Origin of the sequence: Promicromonospora iranensis, assembly GCF_028994805.1 — a bacterium.
In the GTDB taxonomy this organism is placed as follows: domain Bacteria; phylum Actinomycetota; class Actinomycetes; order Actinomycetales; family Cellulomonadaceae; genus Promicromonospora; species Promicromonospora iranensis.
The window spans coordinates 260,777-283,732 of sequence record NZ_JAJQQP010000011.1 but is presented as its reverse complement, the minus strand read 5'-3'; the positions used below and the strand labels follow the sequence as shown (position 1 = coordinate 283,732).

At 73.9% G+C, this 22,956-nt stretch carries 15 protein-coding genes and 1 pseudogene; 10 read left to right on the top strand and 6 right to left on the bottom strand.

The features are described 5' to 3' along the window. Both LUM46_RS19710 and LUM46_RS19705 read left to right on the top strand, forming a co-directional pair. Positions 1-288 (top strand): annotated as a pseudogene (locus tag LUM46_RS19710) (ABC transporter ATP-binding protein); the annotation flags it as partial. A gap of 11 nt (positions 289-299) precedes the next feature. Then, on the top strand, positions 300-2,888 hold the full coding sequence (locus LUM46_RS19705) for an ABC transporter permease (protein WP_274996268.1): 2,589 nt from the start codon (positions 300-302) through the stop codon (positions 2,886-2,888). Between the two features lie 260 nt (positions 2,889-3,148). On the opposite strand, the gene LUM46_RS19700 is transcribed toward LUM46_RS19705, so the two are convergent. Together LUM46_RS19700 and LUM46_RS19695 are read right to left on the bottom strand one after the other, a co-directional pair. Then, the gene (locus LUM46_RS19700; RefSeq protein WP_274996267.1) at positions 3,149-3,856 is read right to left on the bottom strand and encodes a response regulator; all 708 of its coding nucleotides are present in this window, start codon (positions 3,854-3,856) and stop codon (positions 3,149-3,151) included. Beyond that, positions 3,853-5,451: a sensor histidine kinase gene (locus LUM46_RS19695; protein WP_274996265.1), complete on the bottom strand. Its 1,599-nt coding sequence runs from the start codon at positions 5,449-5,451 to the stop codon at positions 3,853-3,855. Before LUM46_RS19695 ends, LUM46_RS19700 begins: the two co-directional genes overlap by 4 nt. A 152-nt stretch (positions 5,452-5,603) precedes the next feature. On the opposite strand from LUM46_RS19695, the gene LUM46_RS19690 reads away from it, so the two are divergent. The 4 genes from LUM46_RS19690 (at position 5,604) to purE (ending at position 9,451) form a co-directional block, all read left to right on the top strand. Beyond that, complete coding sequence (locus LUM46_RS19690) at positions 5,604-6,287, top strand: response regulator transcription factor (protein ID WP_026366105.1); 684 nt, start codon at positions 5,604-5,606, stop codon at positions 6,285-6,287. Positions 6,288-6,291: 4 nt separating this feature from the next. Beyond that, positions 6,292-7,647 (top strand): sensor histidine kinase, encoded by a 1,356-nt coding sequence (locus LUM46_RS19685; protein WP_274996263.1) that lies wholly within the window; start codon positions 6,292-6,294, stop codon positions 7,645-7,647. A 137-nt stretch (positions 7,648-7,784) separates the two neighbouring features. Next, a complete protein-coding gene (locus LUM46_RS19680) occupies positions 7,785-8,945 on the top strand; it encodes a 5-(carboxyamino)imidazole ribonucleotide synthase (RefSeq protein ID WP_274996287.1) in 1,161 nt (386 codons plus the stop codon). Then, complete coding sequence (gene purE / locus LUM46_RS19675; RefSeq protein WP_274996261.1) at positions 8,942-9,451, top strand: 5-(carboxyamino)imidazole ribonucleotide mutase; 510 nt, start codon at positions 8,942-8,944, stop codon at positions 9,449-9,451. Before LUM46_RS19680 ends, purE begins: the two co-directional genes overlap by 4 nt. A gap of 67 nt (positions 9,452-9,518) precedes the next feature. Here purE and LUM46_RS19670 read toward each other — a convergent pair whose 3' ends face one another. From LUM46_RS19670 to LUM46_RS19660, 3 genes are all read right to left on the bottom strand, one after another. Beyond that, positions 9,519-10,706, bottom strand: a complete 1,188-nt coding sequence (locus LUM46_RS19670) for an LCP family protein (RefSeq protein ID WP_274996259.1) — start codon at positions 10,704-10,706, stop codon at positions 9,519-9,521. A gap of 380 nt (positions 10,707-11,086) precedes the next feature. Then, positions 11,087-12,403: an LCP family protein gene (locus LUM46_RS19665; protein ID WP_274996258.1), complete on the bottom strand. Its 1,317-nt coding sequence runs from the start codon at positions 12,401-12,403 to the stop codon at positions 11,087-11,089. Positions 12,404-12,607: 204 nt separating this feature from the next. Then, entirely contained in the window at positions 12,608-13,354 is a 747-nt protein-coding gene (locus LUM46_RS19660) for a TIGR03089 family protein (protein WP_274996256.1), read from the bottom strand. Between the two features lie 360 nt (positions 13,355-13,714). Here LUM46_RS19660 and LUM46_RS19655 point away from each other — a divergent pair, with 360 nt between their 5' ends. The 3 genes from LUM46_RS19655 to LUM46_RS19645 all read left to right on the top strand — a co-directional run bounded on the left by LUM46_RS19655 (position 13,715) and on the right by LUM46_RS19645 (position 19,169). Continuing rightward, on the top strand, positions 13,715-14,059 hold the full coding sequence (locus LUM46_RS19655; RefSeq protein WP_274996285.1) for a WhiB family transcriptional regulator: 345 nt from the start codon (positions 13,715-13,717) through the stop codon (positions 14,057-14,059). Positions 14,060-14,127: 68 nt separating this feature from the next. After that, positions 14,128-17,568 (top strand): glycosyltransferase, encoded by a 3,441-nt coding sequence (locus LUM46_RS19650; RefSeq protein ID WP_274996254.1) that lies wholly within the window; start codon positions 14,128-14,130, stop codon positions 17,566-17,568. Further along, positions 17,565-19,169, top strand: a complete 1,605-nt coding sequence (locus tag LUM46_RS19645) for a DUF5719 family protein (RefSeq protein ID WP_274996252.1) — start codon at positions 17,565-17,567, stop codon at positions 19,167-19,169. Before LUM46_RS19650 ends, LUM46_RS19645 begins: the two co-directional genes overlap by 4 nt. 43 nt (positions 19,170-19,212) lie before the next feature. Here LUM46_RS19645 and LUM46_RS26650 read toward each other — a convergent pair whose 3' ends face one another. Continuing rightward, entirely contained in the window at positions 19,213-19,842 is a 630-nt protein-coding gene (locus tag LUM46_RS26650; protein WP_310243080.1) for a metallopeptidase family protein, read from the bottom strand. Between the two features lie 122 nt (positions 19,843-19,964). On the opposite strand from LUM46_RS26650, the gene LUM46_RS19635 reads away from it, so the two are divergent. Further along, the gene (locus tag LUM46_RS19635; protein WP_274996251.1) at positions 19,965-21,629 is read left to right on the top strand and encodes a DUF2142 domain-containing protein; all 1,665 of its coding nucleotides are present in this window, start codon (positions 19,965-19,967) and stop codon (positions 21,627-21,629) included. Positions 21,630-22,956 lie beyond the last annotated feature (1,327 nt).

Here is a 22,956-nt window from a genome sequence, read left to right as displayed (position 1 = left end):
GTGGTGTTTGCGGACGAGCCGACGGGGAACCTGGACTCGCGTTCGGGTGCGGAGGTGTTGTCGTTCCTGCGTCGTTCGGTGCGGGAGCTGGGTCGTACGATCATCATGGTCACGCATGACCCGTCTGCTGCGGCGTATGCGGATCGTGTGGTGCTGATCGCTGATGGCCGGATCGCGGGTGATATCAGTGACCCGACGCCGGAGTCCGCGATGGCTGGTCTCGATGCTCTGCGCACCCTCGAGCCCGACGTCGCCACGGGCAGCGCGACCAGCGGGGCGGGCGCCTGATGGCCAGCTCCATGCCCGCTGCCCGCCTCACCCTGGGGCAGATGCGCCGCAGCGCGGGCCGGCTGGCGTCGGCGGGTATCGCCATCGCCATCGGCACCGCCTTCGTGGCCGCCACGCTGCTCGCCGGCAACCTCATCACCCGGACGACGTACGCCCAGGTCTCGGCGGGGCTCGCCAGCTCTGACCTGGTGGTCTTCGACGACGCCGCGTCGCTGACCCAGGCCGACGTCGAGGCCGCCCGCGGAGTCGAGGGCGTTGCCGCCGCCGATGCCCAGGGGACCACCTACACAGAGCTCAACCACGCCGGAAGGTCGATCTTCCAGATCGTCGTCGGCGGGGCGTCCGACGCGCGGCTCACACCGCTGGAGCTGTCCGACGGCGAATGGCCGGCGACCGGCGACGAGATCGCGCTGCCCGAGGACGTCGCCACACGTCTCGGCATCGGCCTCGGTGACGACGTCTCGTCCTCCCGCTGGGTCATGGACAGCGAGCCGACGAAGCTCGAGGACGGCTCGGAGACCTACGAGGGCGAGGAGGTCATCGACAAGCTGACGGTGGTCGGCCTCGTGCAGGACCCGTTCGACGCCTACAGCGCGATGGGCGGTGCCGCCGTCGTGAGCGCGCCCACGTTCACACAGTGGCGCACCGACGAGGCGGGGCCCGAGACGTCGGACATCGGCACGATCGTCGTCGCGCTCGACGACACCGCCGCTGCCGACGCGGTGCGCACCGCGCTCGCGGACGCCGTACCCGCCGCCACGGAAGTCACCACCACCGAGGAGCATGCCGAGCAGGTGGTGGCCACCATGTCCGGGGGCCAGGACGTGATCTTCCTCGTCTTCGTCATGGCCTTCGCCGCCGTGGCGCTCGTCGTGGCAGGCCTCGTCATCGCGAACACCTTCCAGGTGCTCGTGGCGCAGCGCTCCCGCACCCTTGCCCTGCTGCGCTGCGTCGGTGCGGACACCGGCCAGCTCTACCGCAGCGTCCTCCTGGAAGCGGCGATCCTCGGCATCCTCGCGTCTCTCGCCGGTATCGTCCTGGGCACCGCGCTGGTGCAGGGCGGCCTCATGGTCGCCCCGGCCTTCGATCTCGGTGTGCCGCTGCCCGAGAGCATCACCCTGAGCGCGCCCGTGTTCATCGCGCCGCTCGCCGTCGGCATCCTCGTCACGCTCGTCGCCGCCCTCGCCCCGGCGCGTGCCGCCTCCCGTGTGGCGCCCCTGGCCGCCCTCCGACCGACCGACGCACCGACCCTGCGCAAGGGTGCCGGCAGGTTCCGTGCGGTCCTCGCGACGCTCATGACCGTCGGTGGCTTCGCCTCGATGGCCCTGGGTGTCTCGCAGGGCACGCAGGGAGCCCTCGAGGTCGGCCTCCTGGCCGCCGTCGGTGGTGGGTCCATCTCGCTGATCGGCGTGATCATCGGCTCGGTGTTCTGGCTGCCGAAGGTCGCCGCCGGCATCGGCAGGCTCGTGGGCGCGGCCGGACCGTCGGCCCGGCTCGCGGCGGCGAACACGCTCCGCAACCCTCGCCGGACCGCCGCCACCTCCACCGCGCTGCTCATCGGCGTCACCCTCGTCGGCATGATGACGACGGGCGCCGCCAGCGCCCGCATCACCCTGGACAACGAGCTCGACGCCCAGTTCCCCGTCGACGTCGACGTCGCGACCACCACCTACGACGGCGACCAGATGGCCGCCATGCCGGGTGCGGTCAACGCCGCCGTCGACAGCGTCGAGGGGCTGCGGTCGACGGCCGCGGTCACCGAGGCGTGGCTGACCACGACCGACGAGGACATCGCGGTCACGGCGGTCGCCGTGGCCCCGGACCAGCTGCGCGACGTGGTGAACACCCCGCAGGACTTCGATGCGCTGCGGCCCGGGACGCTCGTCGTCCCGGAGGCGGTCGCCGAGAACTACGGGTTCGAGGGCGTCGACGAGGTCGCGCTGACCGGCCCCGGCGGTGAGACGACTCTCGACGTCGTCACGGTGGACGCCCAGTACGCGTACGCGTTCCTCGTGCCGCAGGACCTCGCGACGATCTACCCCGACCTGGAGCCCAACCGGGTCTGGGCGAGCGTCGCCGAGGGACAGGACGTGGCCGACACGCTCGCCGCCGTGCAGGACGAGGTGTCCACCACCGAGGAGGTGGTGGAGGTGACCGGCGCGGTGGTCCAGCGGCAGAGCTACCAGCAGGTGATCGACGTGGCCCTCGGGATCGTGGTGGGTCTGCTCGCCGTCGCCGTGGTGATCGCCCTGATCGGCGTGGCCAACACCCTGTCGCTGTCCGTCATCGAGCGCACCCGGGAGAACGCCATGCTGCGGGCGATCGGGCTCTCGAAGGGACAGCTGCGGACCATGCTCGCCATCGAGGGGATGCTCATCGCCGGTGTCGGCGCCGTGCTCGGCATCGTGCTGGGCCTCCTGTACGGCTGGGCCGGTGCCACCACGGCACTGTCCTCCATCGGCAACGTGCCGCTCGTGGTCCCGTGGGCCGACATCGCGGTGGTGCTCGGCGTGGCCCTCGTGGCCGGCCTGGTCGCCTCGGTCGTGCCGGCGCGGGCCGCCGTCCGCACCCGACCCGTGGCGGCGCTCGCGGCCGAGTAGCTCGACGGAGGTAGCTCGACGGAGGTAGCTCGACAGCAGTACCGGTCAGCACGCGGCAGCCTGCACAGCGACTCGGAGGAGATCTCGTGGACACCACCGCGCACGTCCCGACGAGTCCGCAGGGCTCCGCGTGCTGACCGCCCCCACGGCCCGGCTGGCCCTGGGCCAGATGCGGCGCAGCGCCCGCCGGCTCGCCGCAGCGGGCATCGCGATCGTCGTCAGCACCGCGCTCGCGGCGGTCTGACCCGGCCCGCGCGAGGTCAGGAGCCGGGACGGACCAGGCCGGTCTCGTACGCGGTGACGACGGCCTGCACCCGGTCGCGGGCGTCGAGCTTGGACAGGATGCGCCCCACGTGTGTCTTGACCGTGGCCTCGGCCACGAACAGGTCCCCGGCGATCTCCGTGTTGGACCGGCCCCGTGCCATGAGCACGAGCACCTCGCGCTCGCGGCTGGTCAGCCCGGCGAGCGCCTCCTGGGGGCCGGCCGCCTCGTCGGGCGGCAGCGCCGTGACCAGCCGCTCCATGAGCCGGCGCGTGGAGGACGGGGCGATCACCGCGTCGCCCTGGTGCACGGTGCGGATCGCCGTCAGCAGCTCCTCCGGCTGAGCGTCCTTGAGCAGGAAGCCGCTGGCCCCGGCCCGGATCGCGTCGAGCACGTACTCGTCCAGGTCGAACGTCGTCAGCACGACGACGCGGGGGTCGCCCGCCGCCGCGGCGCCGCCGTCGGACAGGAGCGCACGGGTGGCGGAGAGGCCGTCCATCCCGGGCATGCGCACGTCCATCAGCACGACGTCGGACGCCGTGACGGCCAGCCGGCGCAGTGCGTCGCGACCGTCGTCGGCCTCGACCACCACCTCCAGGTCCGGCTGGGAGTCGATCACCATGCGCAGGCCCGCGCGGACGAGCGGCTGGTCGTCGACGAGCGCGACGCGCACCGGTCCGTGGGTTCCGCCGGGGGCGTAGGTCATCGTGCTCCTCGTGTGTCGTTCTGGTCGGCGTGGTTCGTGGGGCCGGTGTGGCCGGCACGCGGCCCGGGCGACGCGCCGGGACCGCCAGAGCCGGCGATGTGCTTCGGCTCGTCGTCGCGCAGGTCGTACGGCGCCGCGTCCGGGACGGCGTCGGGCATCGTGTCTGACACCGCGGCCGGCATCGTGTCGGGGGACGTGTTCGAGACGACGGTCGACGCCCGCGGGATGGGCACGACGAACCGCACGGAGAATCCGCCGCCCCTGCGTGGCCCGGCGGTGAGCGTCCCGCCGAACATCTCGGCCCGCTCGCGCATCCCGAGCAGACCGTACCCGGCGGTGGGCACGGGGTCGTCCGGGCCGGAGGAATCGTCGGCGGCCAGGCCGCGGCCGTCGTCCTCCACCCGCAGCTCCACCTCGCCCTCGCCCCAGCGCAGCAGGACGGTGACGGCGGGCCGCGGTCCCGCGTGCTTGCGCACGTTGGTGAGCGCCTCCTGGCACACCCGGTACAGGGTGAGTCCCACGCCGGGGGGCAGACGCCGCTCGACGCCGACCCGGGCCCACGAGACCCGCAGGCCGTCGGCGCGTGCCTGCTCGACCAGGCTGCTGATGTCGCCGGTGTCGGGCTGGGGCCGCAAGGGCGCCGCGCCGCCCGACGGCGGCGCGGTGGCCGGCCGGGTGGCTCCCGTGCCGCCGGCGCCGGCCACCAGGCCGCCACGATTCGCGCCGGACGGTGCCCGGGTCGCCGTCGTGCCCCGGCGGGGGGCGGCGTCCGGCGCCACCAGGCCCAGCGGCGTGGTGGCGCTGGGCTGGTCCTCCCGCAGCACCCCGAGCAGGCGTCGCATGTCGGCCAGCGCCGCGCGGCCGGTCTCGGCGATGGTGCCGAGGGTTCGCTCGGCGGCCGCCAGGTCGGAGGCCGCGGCATACCGGCCGCCGTCGGCCTGGGCGATGACCACCGACAGGGAGTGGGCGACGATGTCGTGCATCTCGCGTGCGATGCGCGACCGCTCGGCGGCGGTCGCGATCTGCGCCTGCTGGTCGCGCTCGATCTCGAGGCGCTCGGCACGCTCACGCATGGCCACGAGCATCGTGCGTCGGGACCGGCGTACGAGGCCGAACGCGAACGAGCAGGCCAACAAGGTCATGACCAGCACGACCATGCCGATGGTCGGGGCAGGATCGGCTGCGTAGGACGCGTCGATCCGGAACCACATCAGCGCGCCCAGGGTGAGCGGGCCGACCACGGCCATCCCGCACGCCATCAGGTAGGCCCAGCGGGGCCCGTAGACCGTGATGCAGTACATCGATACCAGCACGGCCAGGTTGGCGGGCAGCAGCAGGGAGACGCTGAAGCCGATCATCTGCACCATGCACGCCACGAAGACGGCGATGCACGAGGAGACCGGGCGGGTGCGGCACCAGGCGAGCGGTGCGACCACCGCGGCCGAGATCAGGGCGGCCTCGATGGAGGTGAGGTAGTAAGGGCCCGCGTCCCCCGCGGTCACCACCACGATCAGGGTGCACAGCACCGTCAGAGCGAGGTCCATGAGGAACCGATACCGCTCGGACCACCGTGCCCACCGCTCGTACCAACCCATGCAGGTCAGAGTAGGTTGAACCCTTGTGAGGGCGCGTCATACCGTGGTAGCACTTGCGCCATGGCCAGCTCTACCGAAAGGATTCGGTAGAGCGGTCGTCCCGCGTGTGCCCGGGTAGCGCCAGAGCGTCGGTTATGCCCTACGATGGCGAAATGACTCACGTACTCCTAGCCGAGGACGACCCGGCCATTGCCGAGCCGTTGGCACGAGCGCTCTCCCGTGAGGGATACGACGTCGTCGTGCAAGGAACCGGCAAAGGTGCGATCGAGAGCTCGACCGGTGCGGACATCGTCGTTCTGGACCTGGGCCTTCCGGACATGGACGGGCTCGATGTCGCGCGCGAGATCAGGGCCAATGGCCTCACCGTGCCCGTGCTGGTGCTGACCGCCCGTGCCGACGAGGTAGACCTCGTCGTGGGCCTTGACGCCGGCGCCGACGACTACGTCACCAAGCCCTTCCGCCTGGCAGAGCTGCTCGCGCGGGTGCGGGCGCTGCTGCGCCGTTCGCACGGCGAGACCGGCGAGGAGGAGGAGCTGCACGCGCAGGACGTGCGGGTCGACGTCTCTGCTCACCGTGCCTTCCAGGGCGACCGCGAGCTGCACCTGACCACCAAAGAGTTCGACCTGCTGCGCGTCCTCGTGCAGAACGCCGGCTCCGTGGTCGTCCGGGACACGCTGATGCGTGACGTCTGGGGCTCGGACCCGGTCGGCTCGACCAAGACCCTCGACATGCACGTCTCCTGGCTGCGCCGCAAGCTCGGCGACGACGCCAACGCACCGCGCTACGTCTCCACCGTGCGTGGTCTCGGATTCCGCTTCGAGATCGGGGCGAGCTAGCCAGATGCGCGCCCGCGTGCTGCAGGCGACGATCGCCGCGGTTGCGGTCGCCGTCCTGCTCCTGGGCATCCCGCTCGCGATCTTCGGTGCCCGGTACATCTACGGCCAGGAAGTCCAGCGAGTAGAGACCCGGGCGCAGGACCTCCTGGCCTCCTCCGTCAACTCGTACGAGCGCAACCGTTCCGCCGCCGAGGCCGGCTTCGTCGACCAGTCGGTGCTGGACCGGGCGGTGCAACCGCAGGACACGGACATCGTCGCCTACGTGACGGTGAACCAGCCCAACGGGGAGCAGCTGACCTCGGGCGAACCGGTCACCGGCGCGACGATCGAACGAGGCTTGATCTCCGAGTCACAGCCGGTCGTGGGTGTGCTGGTCTCCGTCTCGGCCTGGCCGGCGTACATCAAGGCGATCAACGTCGTGGTGCTCGTCGTGTTCGGCAGCGTGGGCGCGTTCGCCGCGGGCGCCGTCACGGCGGCCTGGCAGGCCAACCGGCTGGCACAACCCTTCGTGTACCTCGCGGCGTCGGCCGAACAGCTGGGCGCGGGACAGGTGCGTCCACGGCTGGACCCGTCCGGGGTGGAGGAGATCGACCTGGTCGCGGCCGAGCTGGCCCGCAGCTCGGACCGGCTGGCGGCGCGGCTGGCCGTGGAGAGACAGTTCACGTCCGACGCCTCGCACCAGCTCCGGACCCCGCTCACGGCACTGACGATGCGCCTGGAGGAGATCACGCTCACCTCCAGCGAACCGGACGTGCAGGAGGAGGCCCGGATCTCGCTCGAGCAGGTGGAGCGTCTGGTCGGCGTCGTCGACGACCTGCTGTCCCGGTCGCGGCGCGCCCAGGGCGGCACCACCGAGTCCGTCGACGTCGCCGTCGTCTTCCTCCAGCAGGAGGAGGAGTGGCGGGAGTCCTTCGAGCGAGCGGGCCGGCACCTGAACGTCGAGGACTCGGGCGGCGCCCGCGTCCTGGCCACCCCGGGCGCCCTCGCGCAGGTGCTGTCCACCCTCCTGGAGAACTCGCTCAAGCACGGTGACGGCACCACCACCCTGCGGATCCGTGAGGGTCAGCGCGGTGCCATGGCCATCGAGGTCATGGACGAGGGGGCGGGTGTGCCCGAGGACATGCAGGGCAAGATCTTCGACCGCGGTGTCACGTCGGGCGCGGGGACGGGCCTCGGGCTCGCCCTGGCCAAGGATCTCGTGGCGGCCGACGGCGGAAACCTCCAGCTCACCCAGCGCACCCCGCCGGTGTTCTCCGTGTTCCTCTCGGGCGTGCCCAAGACGCTCGACCCGCACCAGGTGCTGCCGGTGGGGTCGAAGATCTCCAGCTTCGGCCAGAAGAAGGGCCGCGGCCGCCGGTAGGCTTCACCGACGTGAGCGCAACACTCGATTCCCTTCCGGCCGACCGGCCTTCGTCCTCTGGTGAGCCGTCCGGCGCCGCCGCGTCCCCCGCGGGACCGCCTGTCGTGGCGGTGGTCGGGGGAGGCCAGCTGGCCCGCATGATGTCGCCGGCCGCCGGCGGGCTGGGCATCCGGCTGCGCGTCCTGGTGGAGGACCCGGCCTCGTCGGCGGCGCAGGTCGTGACCGACACGCCCGTGGGCGCGGCGTCCGACGAGGCAGCGATCCGCTCGCTCATCGCGCCCGACGCCGGCCGACCCGCCTCCGTGCTGACGTTCGAGCACGAGCACGTGCCGAACGACCTGCTCACGGACCTCATCGAGCACGGGACGCCGGTGCGGCCCGGCCCGCACGCGCTGGTCCAGGCGCAGGACAAGATCGTCATGCGTCAACGGCTCACGGAGCTGGACGTGCCGTGCCCGCGATGGGCGCCGCTGCCCACATCGTCGCCCGGGGCGGGGCGCGCCGTCCTGGCCGCCTTCCTCGACGAGGTGGGTGGCAGCGCCGTCGTGAAGACCTCCCGCGGTGGCTACGACGGCAAGGGTGTCCGCGTGGTCTCGTCCCCGGACGACGTCGCCGACTGGTTCGCCGCGGTGGCCGACGGCGGTCCGCAGCTCCTCGTCGAGGAGAAGGTGCCGTTCACACGGGAGCTGGCCGCGCTGGTGGCCCGGCGCCCGTCGGGCGAGGTGCGGGCCTGGCCCGTCGTGGAGTCGGTGCAGCGGGACGGCGTGTGCTCGGAGGTGGTCGCGCCCGCGCCCGGCCTGTCCGCGGAGCTCGACGCCCGGGCGCGCGAGATCGCGACGGCGGTCGCCGAAGGGCTCGACGTCACCGGCGTGCTGGCCATCGAGATGTTCGAGGTCGCGGGGCCGGGCGGGGCGCCGACGGTGCTGGTCAACGAGCTCGCGATGCGCCCGCACAACAGCGGTCACTGGACCATCGACGGAGCCGTGACCAGCCAGTTCGAGCAGCACCTGCGCGCGGTCCTGGACCTGCCGCTGGGCGCTACCGAGCCGACTGCCACCTGGACCGTCATGGCGAACGTGCTGGGCTCCACGCTGGACGAGCTCACGGACGCGCTCCCGGACGTGCTCGCGGCCTTCCCGGAGGCGCGCGTGAACTTGTACGGCAAGGACGTCCGGCCCGGCCGGAAGCTGGGCCACGTGAACGTGAGCGGCGACGACCTGGACGAGGTCCGGCGTCGGGCGATCGCGGCGGCGGCGCTGCTGCGGGGCGACACCATCGAGGAAGAGGTGAACGGATGAGCAGCAACCCGCAGGTCGGCATCGTGATGGGGTCGGACTCCGACTGGCCCGTCATGCAGGCGGCGGCCGAGGCACTGGGCGAGTTCGACGTACCGGTCGAGGTCGACGTCGTCTCCGCGCACCGCATGCCCACCGAGATGATCGACTACGGCCGGCAGGCCGCGGGCCGCGGCCTGCGCGTGATCATCGCAGGCGCGGGGGGCGCCGCGCACCTGCCCGGCATGCTGGCGTCGGTGACGCCGCTGCCCGTGATCGGGGTGCCGGTGCCGCTGAAGTACCTGGACGGCATGGACTCGCTGCTGTCGATCGTGCAGATGCCGGCGGGCGTGCCCGTGGCGACGGTGTCGATCGGCGGGGCACGGAACGCGGGCCTGCTCGCGGCGCGGATCCTCGCGTCGGGTGCGGGCGATGACGCCGCGGCCCTGCGGGCGCGCATGGAGGCATTCCAGACGGAGCTGAGCGAGGTCGCGCACGCGAAGGGCGCGAAGCTCCGCGCCCAGCTCTGACCAGTATCCGCCGAGGTAGCCATTCGCCAGATGACTACCTCGGCGGAGGGGCGGGGCTGGGGGCTGGTCAGGAGCCCGGCATGCCGCCAACCTTTTCGCCGGGCTCGTACTCGCCGTCGCGGATCTTGGCCCAGAACTCGGGGGTCTGGTTGTCGTCGAGCTGGACCGCCGAGGCGCCGGACGGGGTCCGGTAGTTGATCGTGGCGATCGGCGGGGTGCCGGTCACACCGTCGTCGCCGTTCGCGGTCCGGAACGCGAGGCCCATCATCGCGACATCGATGATGCCGGAGTCGGTGTCGGTCACGAGCGCTGACAGGCCGGCGTCGGCGAGCCCGACCTGGGTGGCCGGGTTGAGCAGGACGGCGGGGTCCGCGACCTTCTTGCCGATCTGCGCGATGACCTGCTGCTGGCGCTGGGCTCGGCCGATGTCGCCCGTCGGGTCGGCATACCGCATCCGCGAGAACGCGAGGGCCGTCTTGCCGTCCGCGACGTGGCAGCCCTTGGTCCACTTGAGCTTCGACTTCACGTCGTGCACGTCGTAGTCCAGGCACAGCCGCACACCGCCGACGGCGTCCACGACACCCGAGACGCCACCGAAGCCGACCTCGACGTAGTGGTCGACGGTCAGCCCGCTGAGCTGCTCCACGGTCTGGACCAGCAGCGGCGCACCGCCGTAGGTGTAGGCGGCGTTGACCTTGTTGCCGCCCTGGCCCGGGATCTCCGCGTAGGTGTCGCGCGGGATCGAGATCAGCGCCACCGGCCCCGACCGCGGCTTGTGCAGCAGCATGATCGTGTCGGTGCGGGCGCCGCTCGTGGAGTCGTCGATACCGCCGCTGCCGCGGGCGTCGGAGCCCGCGAGCAGGTAGGTGGTGCCCGGGGTGTTCGACGCCTCGGACAGCGCCTCGACGTGCTGGATCTTGCCGTTGGCCCAGATCAGCAGGCCGACCGGCCAAGCGATGACAGCGAGCAGCACCAGAACCGCGATCACGCCGGCCACGCGACCCTTGCGGATCCGGATGTTGCCGCCGCCGCTGCGACCGCCGGAGGCGAGGGCACGCGGCGGTGTGCCGCCGCCTCGTCCGCCGCCGGCCGGGGGGCGCGGTGCCGTGCGTACCGGCGACGGGCGCGCGGGGCCGGCGCTCGCCCGGACCGGCCGGCCCGGAGGGATGGCCTGCGGCGGCTGCCCTCCGGCCGGCGGCGCCGAGCGCGGCGGGATGGAGCGTGGTGCCCCGCCGGACTCGTTGCGCGCCGGCATCCCCGACCTCCGTGGCGGAATGGGCGGGGGATTGTTGCGCTGGCCGGACACCGGTACCTCCCGAGAAGACTGTCTGCGTATGCGTGGTTCGCTGCGGGCTCCGTCGGAGCCTTCCGGCCGTCCGATGCGGTGGGCGCCGCCGACACCGGGGACCCCGACGCCGGGTGTCTCCGCGCCGGTGAGCCCGCCCTGCTCCGTGCTCGACGCCACGCCGGGCAGAGTACGCGGTCTTTCACCGGTGTCACCCACCGGGATGGCGTCGTCGGCGCCGGGACGCCCGCTCACGCCCTGGGGCGTGAAGCTGGGTGGTATCCGGACGCGCGTGACGTCGTCGTCGGCCTCGGGTGCCGAGCGGTTCGACGTTCTGGGATCTGACATGGCTAGCCGCAGACCTTGGTGGTGTCGGCGCCGGTGAAGGCTTCTTCACCGGCCTGCTTGAGCTCGGTCGACTCGGGCGTGGGGTCCGGAGGGTTCTCCTTGCCGTCCTCGGTCCCCGTCTCCGTGCCCGCGTCTCCCGTCCCTGCGCTGCTCTCCGCGCTCTCGTCGTCGCTGGGCGCGGAGGGCGAGGCGTCGGTCGACGGGGCGTCCGGGTCGAAGTCGACAGGCCTGTCCCGCTTGAGGTTGTCCCACAGCTGTACGGCCTCGTCGGTCCAGAGCACGTTCGCCGTCTGGACCGGGTCGTACACGTTGGGGACAGTCATGAAGGTGATCGTGTCAGGCCGCACGTGACGCATCGAGTAAGCCAACCCGGCGAGTCCGTCGATGCTGGCCAGCTCTCGGTTCATGGTGAGCGAGTCGGTCACCGCATCGAGGAACTTGAGCGTTTTGGCGGGGTTCGTCAGGACATCCTGGCTCAGCACCTTGCGGGCGAGCGAGGCCATGACCTCCTGCTGCCTGCCGATGCGGCCCAGGTCGGACCCGTCGCCCAGCCCGTCGCCCTTGCGGGCCCGTGCGTAGTCGAGGGCCTTGACGCCCCGGAGCGTGTGGGTACCGGCGTCGAGCGCCAGATTGTTCGCTTCCTTGGAGTAGATCGGCTCCTCGACGCAGACCTCGACGCCGCCCACTGCGTCGATCATCGACGAGAACCCGGCGAAGTCGACGACGATGAAGCCGTTCATGAAGACGCCGGTGAGCTCCTCGATCGCCTTGATCGTGCACAGCGCGCCCGACGCGACGTCGCCGCCGTACCGCACGCCCTGCGAGAAGGCGGCGTTGAACTTGCTGCTGTAGAGCGCGGGCGTCGTGGCGCCGTCCTCGGTCGTGCAGCTCGGGATGTCCACCGTCGAGTCACGGGGGATCGAGATCATCTCGACCCGCGACCGGTCGCCCGAGATGTGCATGATCACCGTGGTGTCGGACCGGGCGCCGGGGTCGTCGCCGCCCGCCAGGTCCGCGTTGTCCCCGCCGCGCGAGTCGCTGCCCATGATCACGATGTTCAGCGGGGTGCCCGCGTTCGGGTCCTCCGGCAGCACCACCTCGGGACGGTCGGGGCCGAGGACCGTCATCTCGGCGGTGTCGATGTTTCCCGTCAGCCGGGTCACGGCCGTCACCCCGCCCGCCGTCACGAGCGACAGCACCCCGACCAGTACCATCCCGACCACTCGGGAGGTGCCGCTCAGCGTGTTCAGCGTCCGGGCATGGGACGGCCCTGTGGCTGGGGTCGTCGCACCGGGGGTGCTGAAGTCAGGGGACGTCACGGCCTCAGAGCATAGGGGCTGCCTGCTGGACGGCGGCGTACCCCCCGGGGTCGGACCGTAGAGGGTTCGTGGAGAAGGCCGAAGGCCGTGTGCGGCCACGTGCAGAACGGCTTGCGACCGGGCATTTCGGCACCGGGAAGGCGCCTGGATCGTGCGTTCGGCATGCGTTCGGGGAAGGTGTGCGCAAGCCGTCGGCCTCGTTGCCTACCCGCGGCTCCGCCGAGCCTGCTCGGTGCTCAGGAGGCGCGTCAGGCGCGCCTCGTCCTGCTCCAGCTCCACGGCGGTCGCCGGCGAGGTGAGGACCACCGAGCCGCCGCCCGCCCAGACCCCGAGCAGGCCCCGCAGCACCTCCGCCACGGCCCCGCGCCCGTCCACCAGGACACGCGCGCCGTCGCCGGGCTCGGGAACCAGGCCCTTGTGCTGGACGGCGCCCGTAGCCGTTACCAGGGCCTCCTGGCCGGGATCCACCTCGGGCACCCAGCCGATGGCGTCGCCGTAGGTCATCACCGCGGAGGCCGCGTCGATGGCTCCCGAGGGCAGGTCGCCGTCGTACCGGCGGGCGAGCGCGGGCAGCGAGACGACGACGAGGTCGGCGCCGCCACCGGCCCAGCGGTCCGGGGTGTCGGTGACGACGACGTCCGGGTGTGCCGCGTCGGCGTCGGGCAGCAGCACCGTCGCGCCTGCTCGCCAGGCGGCCAGGGCCCACACGGCGGTGCGCCAGTGGACGGGCAGGTCGACGACGACGCGCGTGCCGGGGGCGGCGTCGAACTCCTCGACGAGCAGGTTGACGGTCTTGCTCACCCAGTTGGCGAGGACGGCGCCGGAGAGCTCGACGCGCTCGCCGTCGTCCCCGTACCAGGTGAGGCGGGGGCGGCCGCCGTCGGCGGCGAGGCGGGCGAGGAGAGAAGCGACGTCGGGCACGGGGCCGTCGCTGCGGGGCGCGATCTGCATGCCGCCAGCCTAGGAGGTGCGACCGAGCGCCCGCGGCCCGGCCGGCACATCTCGGACCTTCGGCATGGCGACTCGCCGGGTGTTTCGGCAGAGGAAAAGCGGGACTGTGAGTGAGACGTGCGCCACGACCTGCGGAAGGACTCGTGAATTACCCGTGGAATCCGTGGGCGTTAGCACATTTCCGCTTGACGACTCCAGGCGACACGCGTGTAATTCCATGTATGCAGTTTTCGTAGCGCATACGCAACGGGGCCTGGAAGCTGCAGGCCTGGCCAGTCAGGATGGATCGGCACGTTGAGTTGATCGGCATGGTCGGCCGGCAAGGCCCCCGAGCACGGACACGGCATGGAGGGGCACGTCATGTGGAACATTCTGGAATCGGACGTGGAGTTCCCGACTGACGCGGAAAGCGCGGTGGCGCCAGCGGTCGCACCGGTCCTGCCGCTTTTCGGCGAGCTGTACGAGCTGACGGAGCCGGACGAGTCCTTGCTCGGCTGGCAGGAGCGCGCCTTGTGCGCCCAGACGGACCCCGAGGCCTTCTTCCCGGAGAAGGGCGGGTCCACCCGCGAGGCCAAGAAGGTCTGTTCCGGCTGCGAGGTCCGGGCCGAGTGCCTGGACTACGCGCTGGAGAACGACGAGCGCTTCGGTATCTGGGGCGGTCTCTCGGAGCGCGAGCGGCGCAAGCTGAAGCGCCGCGCCGTCTGAGAGTCTGACCGTTCGACCGGCGCGTCTGCGGCGTGTCGGCGCAGACGCGCCGCATGATGTGAAGCGAGATGAGCGCTCCACGTACCGACAGCCTGTCGGCCCCCAGCCCGGACCGAGGTCCCCACGAGGACCCGGTCGGTCCTGTCTGGGCCAAGGTCCCGGCCCAGACCGCTGTCCCCGCACCCGTGGCCGTCACCGTGACGGCAGTCGTCGTGACGCGCGGCAGCAGCCCCTACCTCGCCGCGACGCTCGCAGCGCTACGGAACCAGTCCCGCACTCCGGACGACGTGGTCGTCGTGGACGTCGACACCGCCCCCGCGACGTCCGGCCACCAGGACCTGCAGCTCGGCGGCGCGCGCTACGTGGCCGGTGCGGGAGCCCGCACCTTCGGCGACGCGATCGCGGCGGCCCTCGACGCGACCGGCGCCCCCGAGCACGGCTGGCTCTGGCTCCTGCACGACGACTCGTCCCCCGCGCCGGGCGCCCTGGCGGCCCTGACCCGTTCGGTGGAGCACTCGAACGCGGTGGCAGTGGCGGGCTGCAAGCAGCGGCGCTGGGAGACCGGGCCGGACGGCGCGCCCCTCGACCCGGACCTGTCCGACCGGGGAGTGCTCGTCGAGGTGGGGCACACCGTCTCGCCGCTCGGCCGGCGGATGACCGGTATCGACGACACGGAGATCGACCAGGGACAGCACGACGCGCGCGAGGACGTGCTGGCCGTCGGCCTCGCCGGCGCACTGGTGCGTGCCTCGGTCTGGCGCGAGGTCGGCGGCACCGACCCGGCCTACGGCCAGTTCGGCGACTCCACCGACTTCTGCCTGCGGGTACGGCTCGCCGGCCATCGGGTCGTCGTCGTGCCCGACGCCGTCGTGCGGCACGCGCAGGTCGCCCTGCGCGCCCCCGGCTCGCCCGGCGCACGGCGTCGCAGCCAGCTCTACCTGCGGCTGACGTCCGTGGCGCCGTGGATCCTGCCGTTCGCGATGCTCGGGATGGTGCTGTGGGCACCGTTCGCCGCGAGCTACCGGCTCGCGATGAAGCAGCCCGACCAGGCGCGCGACGAGCTGGTCGCGCCGCTGTGGGCGGTGTTCCGGCTGGGGCCGCTCCTGCGTGCCCGTCACCGGATCGCGCGCACGTCGACGGTGCCCCGCAGCGTGCTGCGGCCGCTGCTGGGCACGTGGCGCGAGGTGGCCGCCGAACGACGTGACAAGCGGCTCGCCCGCGGCGAGGCCCACCGGGTCGACGCCGCGCCGTCCGAGCTGGAGCAGGCCGAGCTGCACGCCCTGGCCGTCCGGCGCCGGACGGCGCTCGCGGTGGTCCTGCTCTCCGCCGCCGGCCTGGCGGCGGCGCTGTTCGGCCCCGCGCTGGGCGCGCTCGCGTCCGGCGGCCGTCTGGTCGGTGGCGCGCTGCTCCCGGCAGGCGGCACGACGGCGACGACGTGGTCGGCGGCGACGTCCGGCTGGGTGCGCGACGGGCTCGGCACGGCTGCCCCGGCGGACCCGCTGCTGTTCGTGCTGACCGGTCTCTCGGCGCTGGTGGGCGGCTCCCTGCAGCACGCCGTGGACGCCGTGCTCCTGCTGGCCCTCCCGGTGGCGGCGGTCGGTGCGTGGGCCGCGGCCGGCGCGGTGACCCGCTCGGTGTGGATGCGCGTGCTGGCGGCGTTCGCGTGGACCGTCGCCCCGGCGTTCCTCGGGGCGCTCGACGCCGGCCTGCTCGGCGGCGTGCTGGCGCACACCGTGCTGCCCTGGACCGCCGTCGCGCTGGTCCGTGCGGTGGGCGCCCAGGCTGTCGACCGGCTCGGCCCGCCCGACGGCGCCGCCGCCGAGCGGGCAGGTGCCTCCGCCCGCGCCTCCCGGACAAGTGCCGGCTCGCTGGGTGCCGCGGGTGCTGCCGGGCTGCTGCTCGCCTGCGTGGTGGCCGGTGCGCCGGCGCTGCTCCCTGCGGCCGTCCTGGTGCTGGCCGGGGCCATGGTCGTGGCCCCGCGCCGACGCGTGTACCTCGCCCTCGCGCTCGCCCCGGCCCTCGTGGTCGGCGCTCCGCTCTGGTGGACGGCGCTGCGCCACGGCAACAGCAGGCTCCTGACCGCCGAGCCGCTCGCCGGGTCGGGCGTCCCCGGGCCGGGTTCCGCCTCGGGCCTCGAGCTGCTGCTCGGCCTGCCCGCGGTCCCCGCTCCCTGGCTCGACGTACCGGGCGACGGGCTCGTACCGGTCACCGCCCGCGCGATCGTGACGGCAGGCCCGTGGGCCCTGGGAGCGCTGGTGCTCGCGCTCGCCGTGGTGGGGCTCGTGGCGGCTCTGCTGGGCATCGGCCGCAGGCGGGTGGCGGACTCGGCGCAGCACGTCGCGGCGACGTCGCTGGTGGGCTGGCTGGTCGCGGCGGCGGGGCTCGCCGTGGCGATCGTGGCCCAGGACGACGGCCGGTGGTCCGGCCCTGGTCTGTCGCTGCTCCTCCTCGGCCTGGGCACCGCCGCCCTCGCGGGCGTCCACGCGCTCGCCGGCAGCGGCACCTCGCTCCAGGGCTTCCTCGGCTCGGCGCGCACGGTCGCCGTCGTCGGGCTGGTCGTGGTCGCCCTCCTGCTTCCCGTGGTGCAGGCGGCGGCGTGGCTCACGAGTTCCGGCAGCGTCGCGGACGCGGGACGGTCCGGGATGCTGCACGTGACGGCGGACCCGGTGGTCCCCGCCGTCGGGCAGCAGATGCAGGCGCCGCCGCGGCAGGCGCGTGTGCTCGAGGTGGGTTTCGCCGGCGACGAGGAGGGCACCGTGGAGTACGCGCTCCTGCGGGCCGACGGCTCGCAGCTCGCCGACGTCTCGGCGGTCGCCAGGGCGACGTCGGGCGACCGCGCTGCCGATGACGGACCGGCGGCCGCGCTGGACGCCGCGGTCGCGGCGCTGGTCTCCGGCGCCACGGACGGGGTGCCGCAGGAGCTGGCCGGTCTCGGGATCGGTGCGGTGCAGGTGCGGTCCGACGGCGGAGCGGGTGGGGCGACCGGGACGGAGGCTCTACCCGCCGTACCCGCCGTACCCGCCGTACCCGCCGTACCCGCCGTACCCGCCGTACCCGCCGTCGCCGACCTCGTGGCGACGCTCGACATGGTGCCCGGCATGAGCCGGGTCACCGAGGGGCAGGCCGTCTCGGTGTGGCGTGTCGCCCCCGTGGACGAGCCCGCACCCGGCTGGGCCCGTATCGAGGAGGACGGCGCCACGCGGCAGGTGCTGCCGTCGGGGGGCACGGCGCTCCGGGCGGACGTGGCCGCCGGCGGCGCGGACCGCACCGTCGTGCTGGCGGAGGCGGCGGGCCCGGGCTGGCACGCGACGCTCGACGGGCGGCGGCTGGAGCCGGTCGCCGTCGAGGATCCGGCGGGCCTCCAGGCCTTCGCGCTCGGGCCCGACGCCGGACAGCTCGTGGTGCGTTACGAGGCGCCCCACCGCACGGCCTGGCTGGTGCTCACGACGTTCACGCTGGTGGTCTTCGCCCTGCTGGCTCTGCCGGTAGGACGCAGGAGGATTCGATGAAGCGCAAGAAGCTCGTGGTCCCGCCCGCCGCACGGCGGGCGGCCGCCGCGGTGGGGGGCCTGCTCTGCGCGGTGGCGGTCGCCGCCCTCACCGTCACGGACGGCGCGGGACACGTCGCGACGGCGACGGCGGACGACGCGCGCGCCGTCCCCGTGGCCGCCGCCGAGGGCGGGCTGGTCTGCCCCGTCCCTGCGGAGCTGGCGCAGCCGGACGTCGGCGACGACGAGTTCAGCGCAGCGCCGGTCGAGACCACCACGTCGCTGACCGCTGCCGTCCTCGACGGCGCGGACGGCACCGAGCCGTCGGTCACCACCCTCGACGGGGAGCGGTCCGGCGAGCTCACCGGCCCGCTGGTGACCGGCGACGTCGCCGCGGTGCGCGAGGGCGAGCTCACCGGGGCGCGCTCGGTACGCGTGACGCCGGGTGGTGCCACCTACGCCACGGCGACCGTCGCGTCCGTGACCACCGCCGGCGACCTGCGCGGCATGGTCGCGGGGCCGTGCGCGGTGCCGTCCGTCGAGCACTGGCTGGTCGGCGGCAGCACCTCGGTGGGCTCGAGCGGCCGCCTGGTGCTGCAGAACCCCGGCCGGACGCCGGCCACCGTCTCGCTCGAGGCCTGGGGTGCGTCCGGCCCCGTGGTCCTGGGCAGCCAGTCGCTCGTGGTCGTGCCGCCGGGCGAGCAGGTCGTCACCATGCTCGAGGCCATCGCGCCCGACCAGAGCCGTCTCGCGCTGCACGTCACCGCGGAGGGCGGCCGGGTGGGCGCGTACGTGCAGCACCACCGCATCGAGGGCCTGGTCCCCGCGGGCGCCGACCTCGTCGTGGGTGGCGGCGCGCCGTCGTCCACGACGGCGGTCGCGGGCGTGGTCAGCACCGGCGAGCCGGTCGACGACCCGCACGCACCGCGGCTCGACCTGCTGACGCCGGGGGCCGCGGCCGGCACGGCGACCCTCGCGGTGCTCGGGCCCGACGGGCCGGTCCGGCTGCGTGGGGGCGAGGAGATGTCCCTCGAACCGGGCCAGGTCACGACGCTGCCGCTGGGTGGGCTGCCCGAGGGGAGCTACACGGTCGTGGTGGACGCGGACGTGCCGGTCGTCGCGGGCGCCGCCGTGGACCGGAAGGGCGCAGCCGCCGACGACGCGGTGTTCGACGAGGACCCGTACGACCGGGCGTGGCTGGCCGGCCAGGCGGTGCCCGCCACGGGCTCCGTGGCCGACGGCGCGGTCGCCGTCCCGCAGCATGCCGCCTACGAGGTGACCCTGAGCGGGGTGCCGGACGAGCGCGACCTGGAGCGGATCGACGACGCGGAGGGCAGCACCGAGGTGGCGCTGCGCGGCGTCGGGCCGGACGGCGAGGAAGCCTGGACCCGCACGGTGGAGGTGCCCGCCGGCGAGACCGTCGAGCTGGACCGCGCGGAGTTGGCGGAGCTCGGCGAGACCGTCGCGGTGGTCGCGGAGCAGCCTGCCGATCAGCCTGGGATCGTCTGGTCGGTGCGCATCGCCGAGGCCGACGACGAGAGCCTCTTCTCGGTGCTGGCGCCCACGGCGCCGCTCGCCGCGGGCGGGGACGTGCGCGTGCGCCGGGTCGACGCGGCCGGCTGAACCGGGAGCCCGGGCAGCCCGGGCGGCATCGGCGGGGTGGGCGTCAGGACCGGTCGCCGAAGTGGGGGTCGATCTCCTCCGGGGTCCGCGCCAGCATGTGCGCCACCTGCTCCACGACGACGTCGCGCACCAGGTCGGCGAGGTCCTCCCGGTCGAACGCCCGCACCTCGACGGGCCGGCGGTAGACCACCACGCGCCCGGGCCGGCCGGCCTCCGCGGGGAAGAACCGGCCGAGCAGCACCCCGCCGTCCTCCCACGGGGCCGGATCGGACGGCGGCACGTCCTCCACGGCGAACTCGGTGCCACGCAGCTGCGCGGCCCAGGTCCGGTCGAGGTCCTCGACGACGTCGAGCACGAGGTCGTCGAACCGCTGCGCCCGGGTGCGGTGCGCCGGAGTCCCCGGCGGGAACATCGGGCCGCGCAGCCCGCGGCCGCGACGGTCCCTGCGCCGGGGCCGGACCGCCTCGCCGGAGGCGTCGCCCGGTTGCCCGCCGGAGCTGCCGGGGCGGCTCGCGGCGAGGCGGAGCAGGTCGGCCTGGGAGGCCTTGGGGATACCGGTCGGGCCGACGGGACCGCCGGGGGTGCCGGAGCTGGGGCTGCCGGCCGAGCTGCCGGCCGGTCCGGCGTTGCGGTCCGACCGCCGGTTCCGGCCGCGAGGAGAGAACGGAGGCACCTACCGACGATACGTCCGATCGGGGCCCAGCTCCGTCACCGCCACGACCGCTCCTCGACGGGGGACCGCTTTCTGGAACCGGACCGGGCGCCGCGCCCGGCATGCACCCCTATCCTGGTGCCGTGCGCGACGATCCCGCCGAGGCGGCGTACCGCCGGGCGCTTGCCCTGATCACCGCTCTCGTCACGCTGACCGGTGTGCTCTGGGCGGTGCTGACCCCGGCATTCCGGGCTCCTGACGAGCCACAGCACGTCAACAGCGTGCTGCGCCTCGCGTACGGCGGCGGTTGGCCCGCCGCGGGTGAGGCGCTCGTCGGCCCGGCGGTCGACGCGGCACGCGACCAGGCGGCCCTGGCGACGGACGTCCCCGGCCGGCACCTCGACCGGGAGGGCATCCCCGCGTTCGTCACGGTGCCGCCGACCCGCGACGCCGAGCGGGGCACGGTCACCCGCGAGGACGCGCTGGCGGACGTCGTCCCGCCGGGTACCAGCACCCGGGGTCTGGACCCCGAGGTCGTCGACCAGATGACGCAGCACCCGCCCCTGTACTACGCGCTGGCGGCGGGCGTCCTGCACGTCACGGGCACCGCCGAGGCCCGGTGGGACGTCCAGCTCCTGGCCCTGCGGCTGTTCGACGTCGGGCTGCTGCTGCCTCTGCCGCTGCTGACCGCCGCTGCCGTGCGCCGGCTGTCCGGGTCGCGCGCCGCGGCGCTGGTGGCGGCGTCGTTCACGCTGTTCGTGCCGCAGGCGGGGCACATCCTGGGCAGCGTCACCAACGACGCGCTCGTCACGCTCAGCGGGGCGGCGACCGGCTACCTGTGCGTCCGGGTGCTCACCGGCGACCTCCGGCTGCGTACGGCGGCCGGCCTCGGCGTGGTGGTCGGCGTCGGACTGCTGACCAAGGTCATGGCGGCGTTCGCGCTGCCCGTGGTGGCCGCCGCCTACCTGCTGGCGTCCGGGCCGCGTGCCCGGCGCGTGGCGGGCACGCTGGTCGCGGGCGGGACGGCGTTCGCGGTGGGCGGCTGGTGGTGGCTGCGCAACCTGCTGGTGCTGGGCACCGTCCAGCCGGTCGGGATCCCGGACCGGTTCGTCGAGTCGGAGCCGGAGGGCCTCTGGTACTTCCTGCGGACGGTGGTGACCAGCCTGACCCGGTCGTTCTTCGGCAACTTCGGCTGGCTGGAGGTCCGGCTGCCCGACGCCGTCTTCTGGACCGCCGCCGTCGTCGTCGCCGTCCTGTGCGGCCTGGCCGTGGTCCGGGGTCCCGCGCGGCGGGCCACCGCCGTGCTCCTGCTGCAGCCGGCGGCGCTGTGGTGCGGGGTCCTGGTCAACGCCTGGCCCGACTACTCTGCCCACGGGTGGATCTCGGCGGTGCAGGGCCGGTACCTGTTCGCCGGGCTCCTGGCGCTCGGCACCGGGACGGCGCTCGGCATGCACGCCCTGCTCGGCGGGCGGCTGCACCGCGCGGTGCCGTGGGTGACCGGCGCGGCGGCGCTCGCCGCGGCGAGCGGCCTGGCCTACGGGTTCTGGGGTTTCTACCAGGGGCCGAGCGAGTCGGTGTCCGACGCCGCCGCCCGCTGGGCCGGGTGGAGCCCGCTGACCGGCGTTCAGCTCGTGCTGGTCGTCTCCGTGGTGCTGGTCGTGGGGGTCGCCGCCGTCGTGGGGGCGGCCCGGTTCGCCCGCGCGACCCCGACCTCCCGGACGGCGCCCAGCGCGAGCACCGCCGAGCAGACGACGGCCGCCGCTGCCACCCCGCCCGCCACGGCGGCGAGCAGCGGCGGCTCGGAGTAGTAGCCCGGTTCGGGCGGTGTGACCAGCTCGACCGTCAGCCAGACCCCGAGGTCGAGCACGGTGAGCGCGGTCCAGGCGGGAACGAGCAGCCGAGGCCGTACGGCCAGGCCCGCCGCTATCGCCAGGCACAACGGCAGGGAGACCACCAGCAGATAGCGTGGGTAGACGCCGCCGCTGCTGGAGGCGTACACGACCTGCACGGACACCGCGACGAGCACCGCGACGACCGGCAGCGCACGCAGGAGCAGCGCGTCGGCCACCGGCGACGTCGGCTCGACCGACCAAGGTCTCCTGCGCAGCGCGATCACCAGCGGTGTCCAGACGAGCAGCACCCCGGTGAGCACCAGTGTCGTGACCGTGAGCGGCGTGTTCGGTGGCAGCCGTCCGGCCCACCAGAAGAGGTCGGGCAGCCGGATCCAGGTCTCCGGGTCGGCCAGCACCGCCCACACGGGCCGGACCTGCCGGTTCTGGTTCTCCAGCGCCCAGTCGAAGTGCGACCCCGTGATCGTGCCGGTCAGCTGCAGGTTGCGCAGGTAGAACCAGCCGCTGGTGGCCAGCACCGCACCCGGCCCGGCCACGGCCAGCGCCACGACGTGCGCCCACCGGCCGCGGCCCTGCGCGGCCCGGACCGCACCGGCGGCCAGCGCGACGCCCGCGACCACCGCCGCGATGAGCGCGGCGGACAGCCGGGTGAGCGCGCACGCCGCGGCGACGAGGGAGAGCAGCGCGATCAGCCGGGTGTCGAGCCCGCGGCGCACCACCGTCGCCGCGAGCCCGAACAGGACGGTGACGCCGGTGGCGGCCAGCAGGTCGTTGTAGGCGTTGCCACCCACGTGCGCGGCGGCCGGCATGGCGCCGGCGAGGAACGCGGCGAGCACGGGCAGCGTGCTGCCCGGCCGGGTCAGACGCCGGGCGCTCCACCGCACGGCGAGCACGAAGACGCCGCTGAGCAGCACGTTCACACCGCGCGCGGCATAGACCGCTGCCACGGGGTGCCCGGCGTCGGCGAGCGGGCCCACGAGCGGGGCGATCAGCAGGTAGTACAGCGGCGGATGCTGGGCCGTCCACTGCACCGGGGCGAGCCAGGCGCCGTCGGGCCGCAGCTCGAGGCCGTCCTCGAAGACCGGCAGCTCGCCGTGCCAGACCTGGTACGCGTAGTCGACGTGCGGTGGTTCGTCGCCGGTCGCGTACGGGGCGTCCGCGAGGGTGACCATCAGGGCGAGGAGCATCCCGGTGAGCACCGCGCAGCCGAGCGCCAGGTGTTCGGCCCGGCCGCGGCCCAGCTGCCGGGACCACGACCGGACGCGGGTGGCGGTCCGCACGAGCG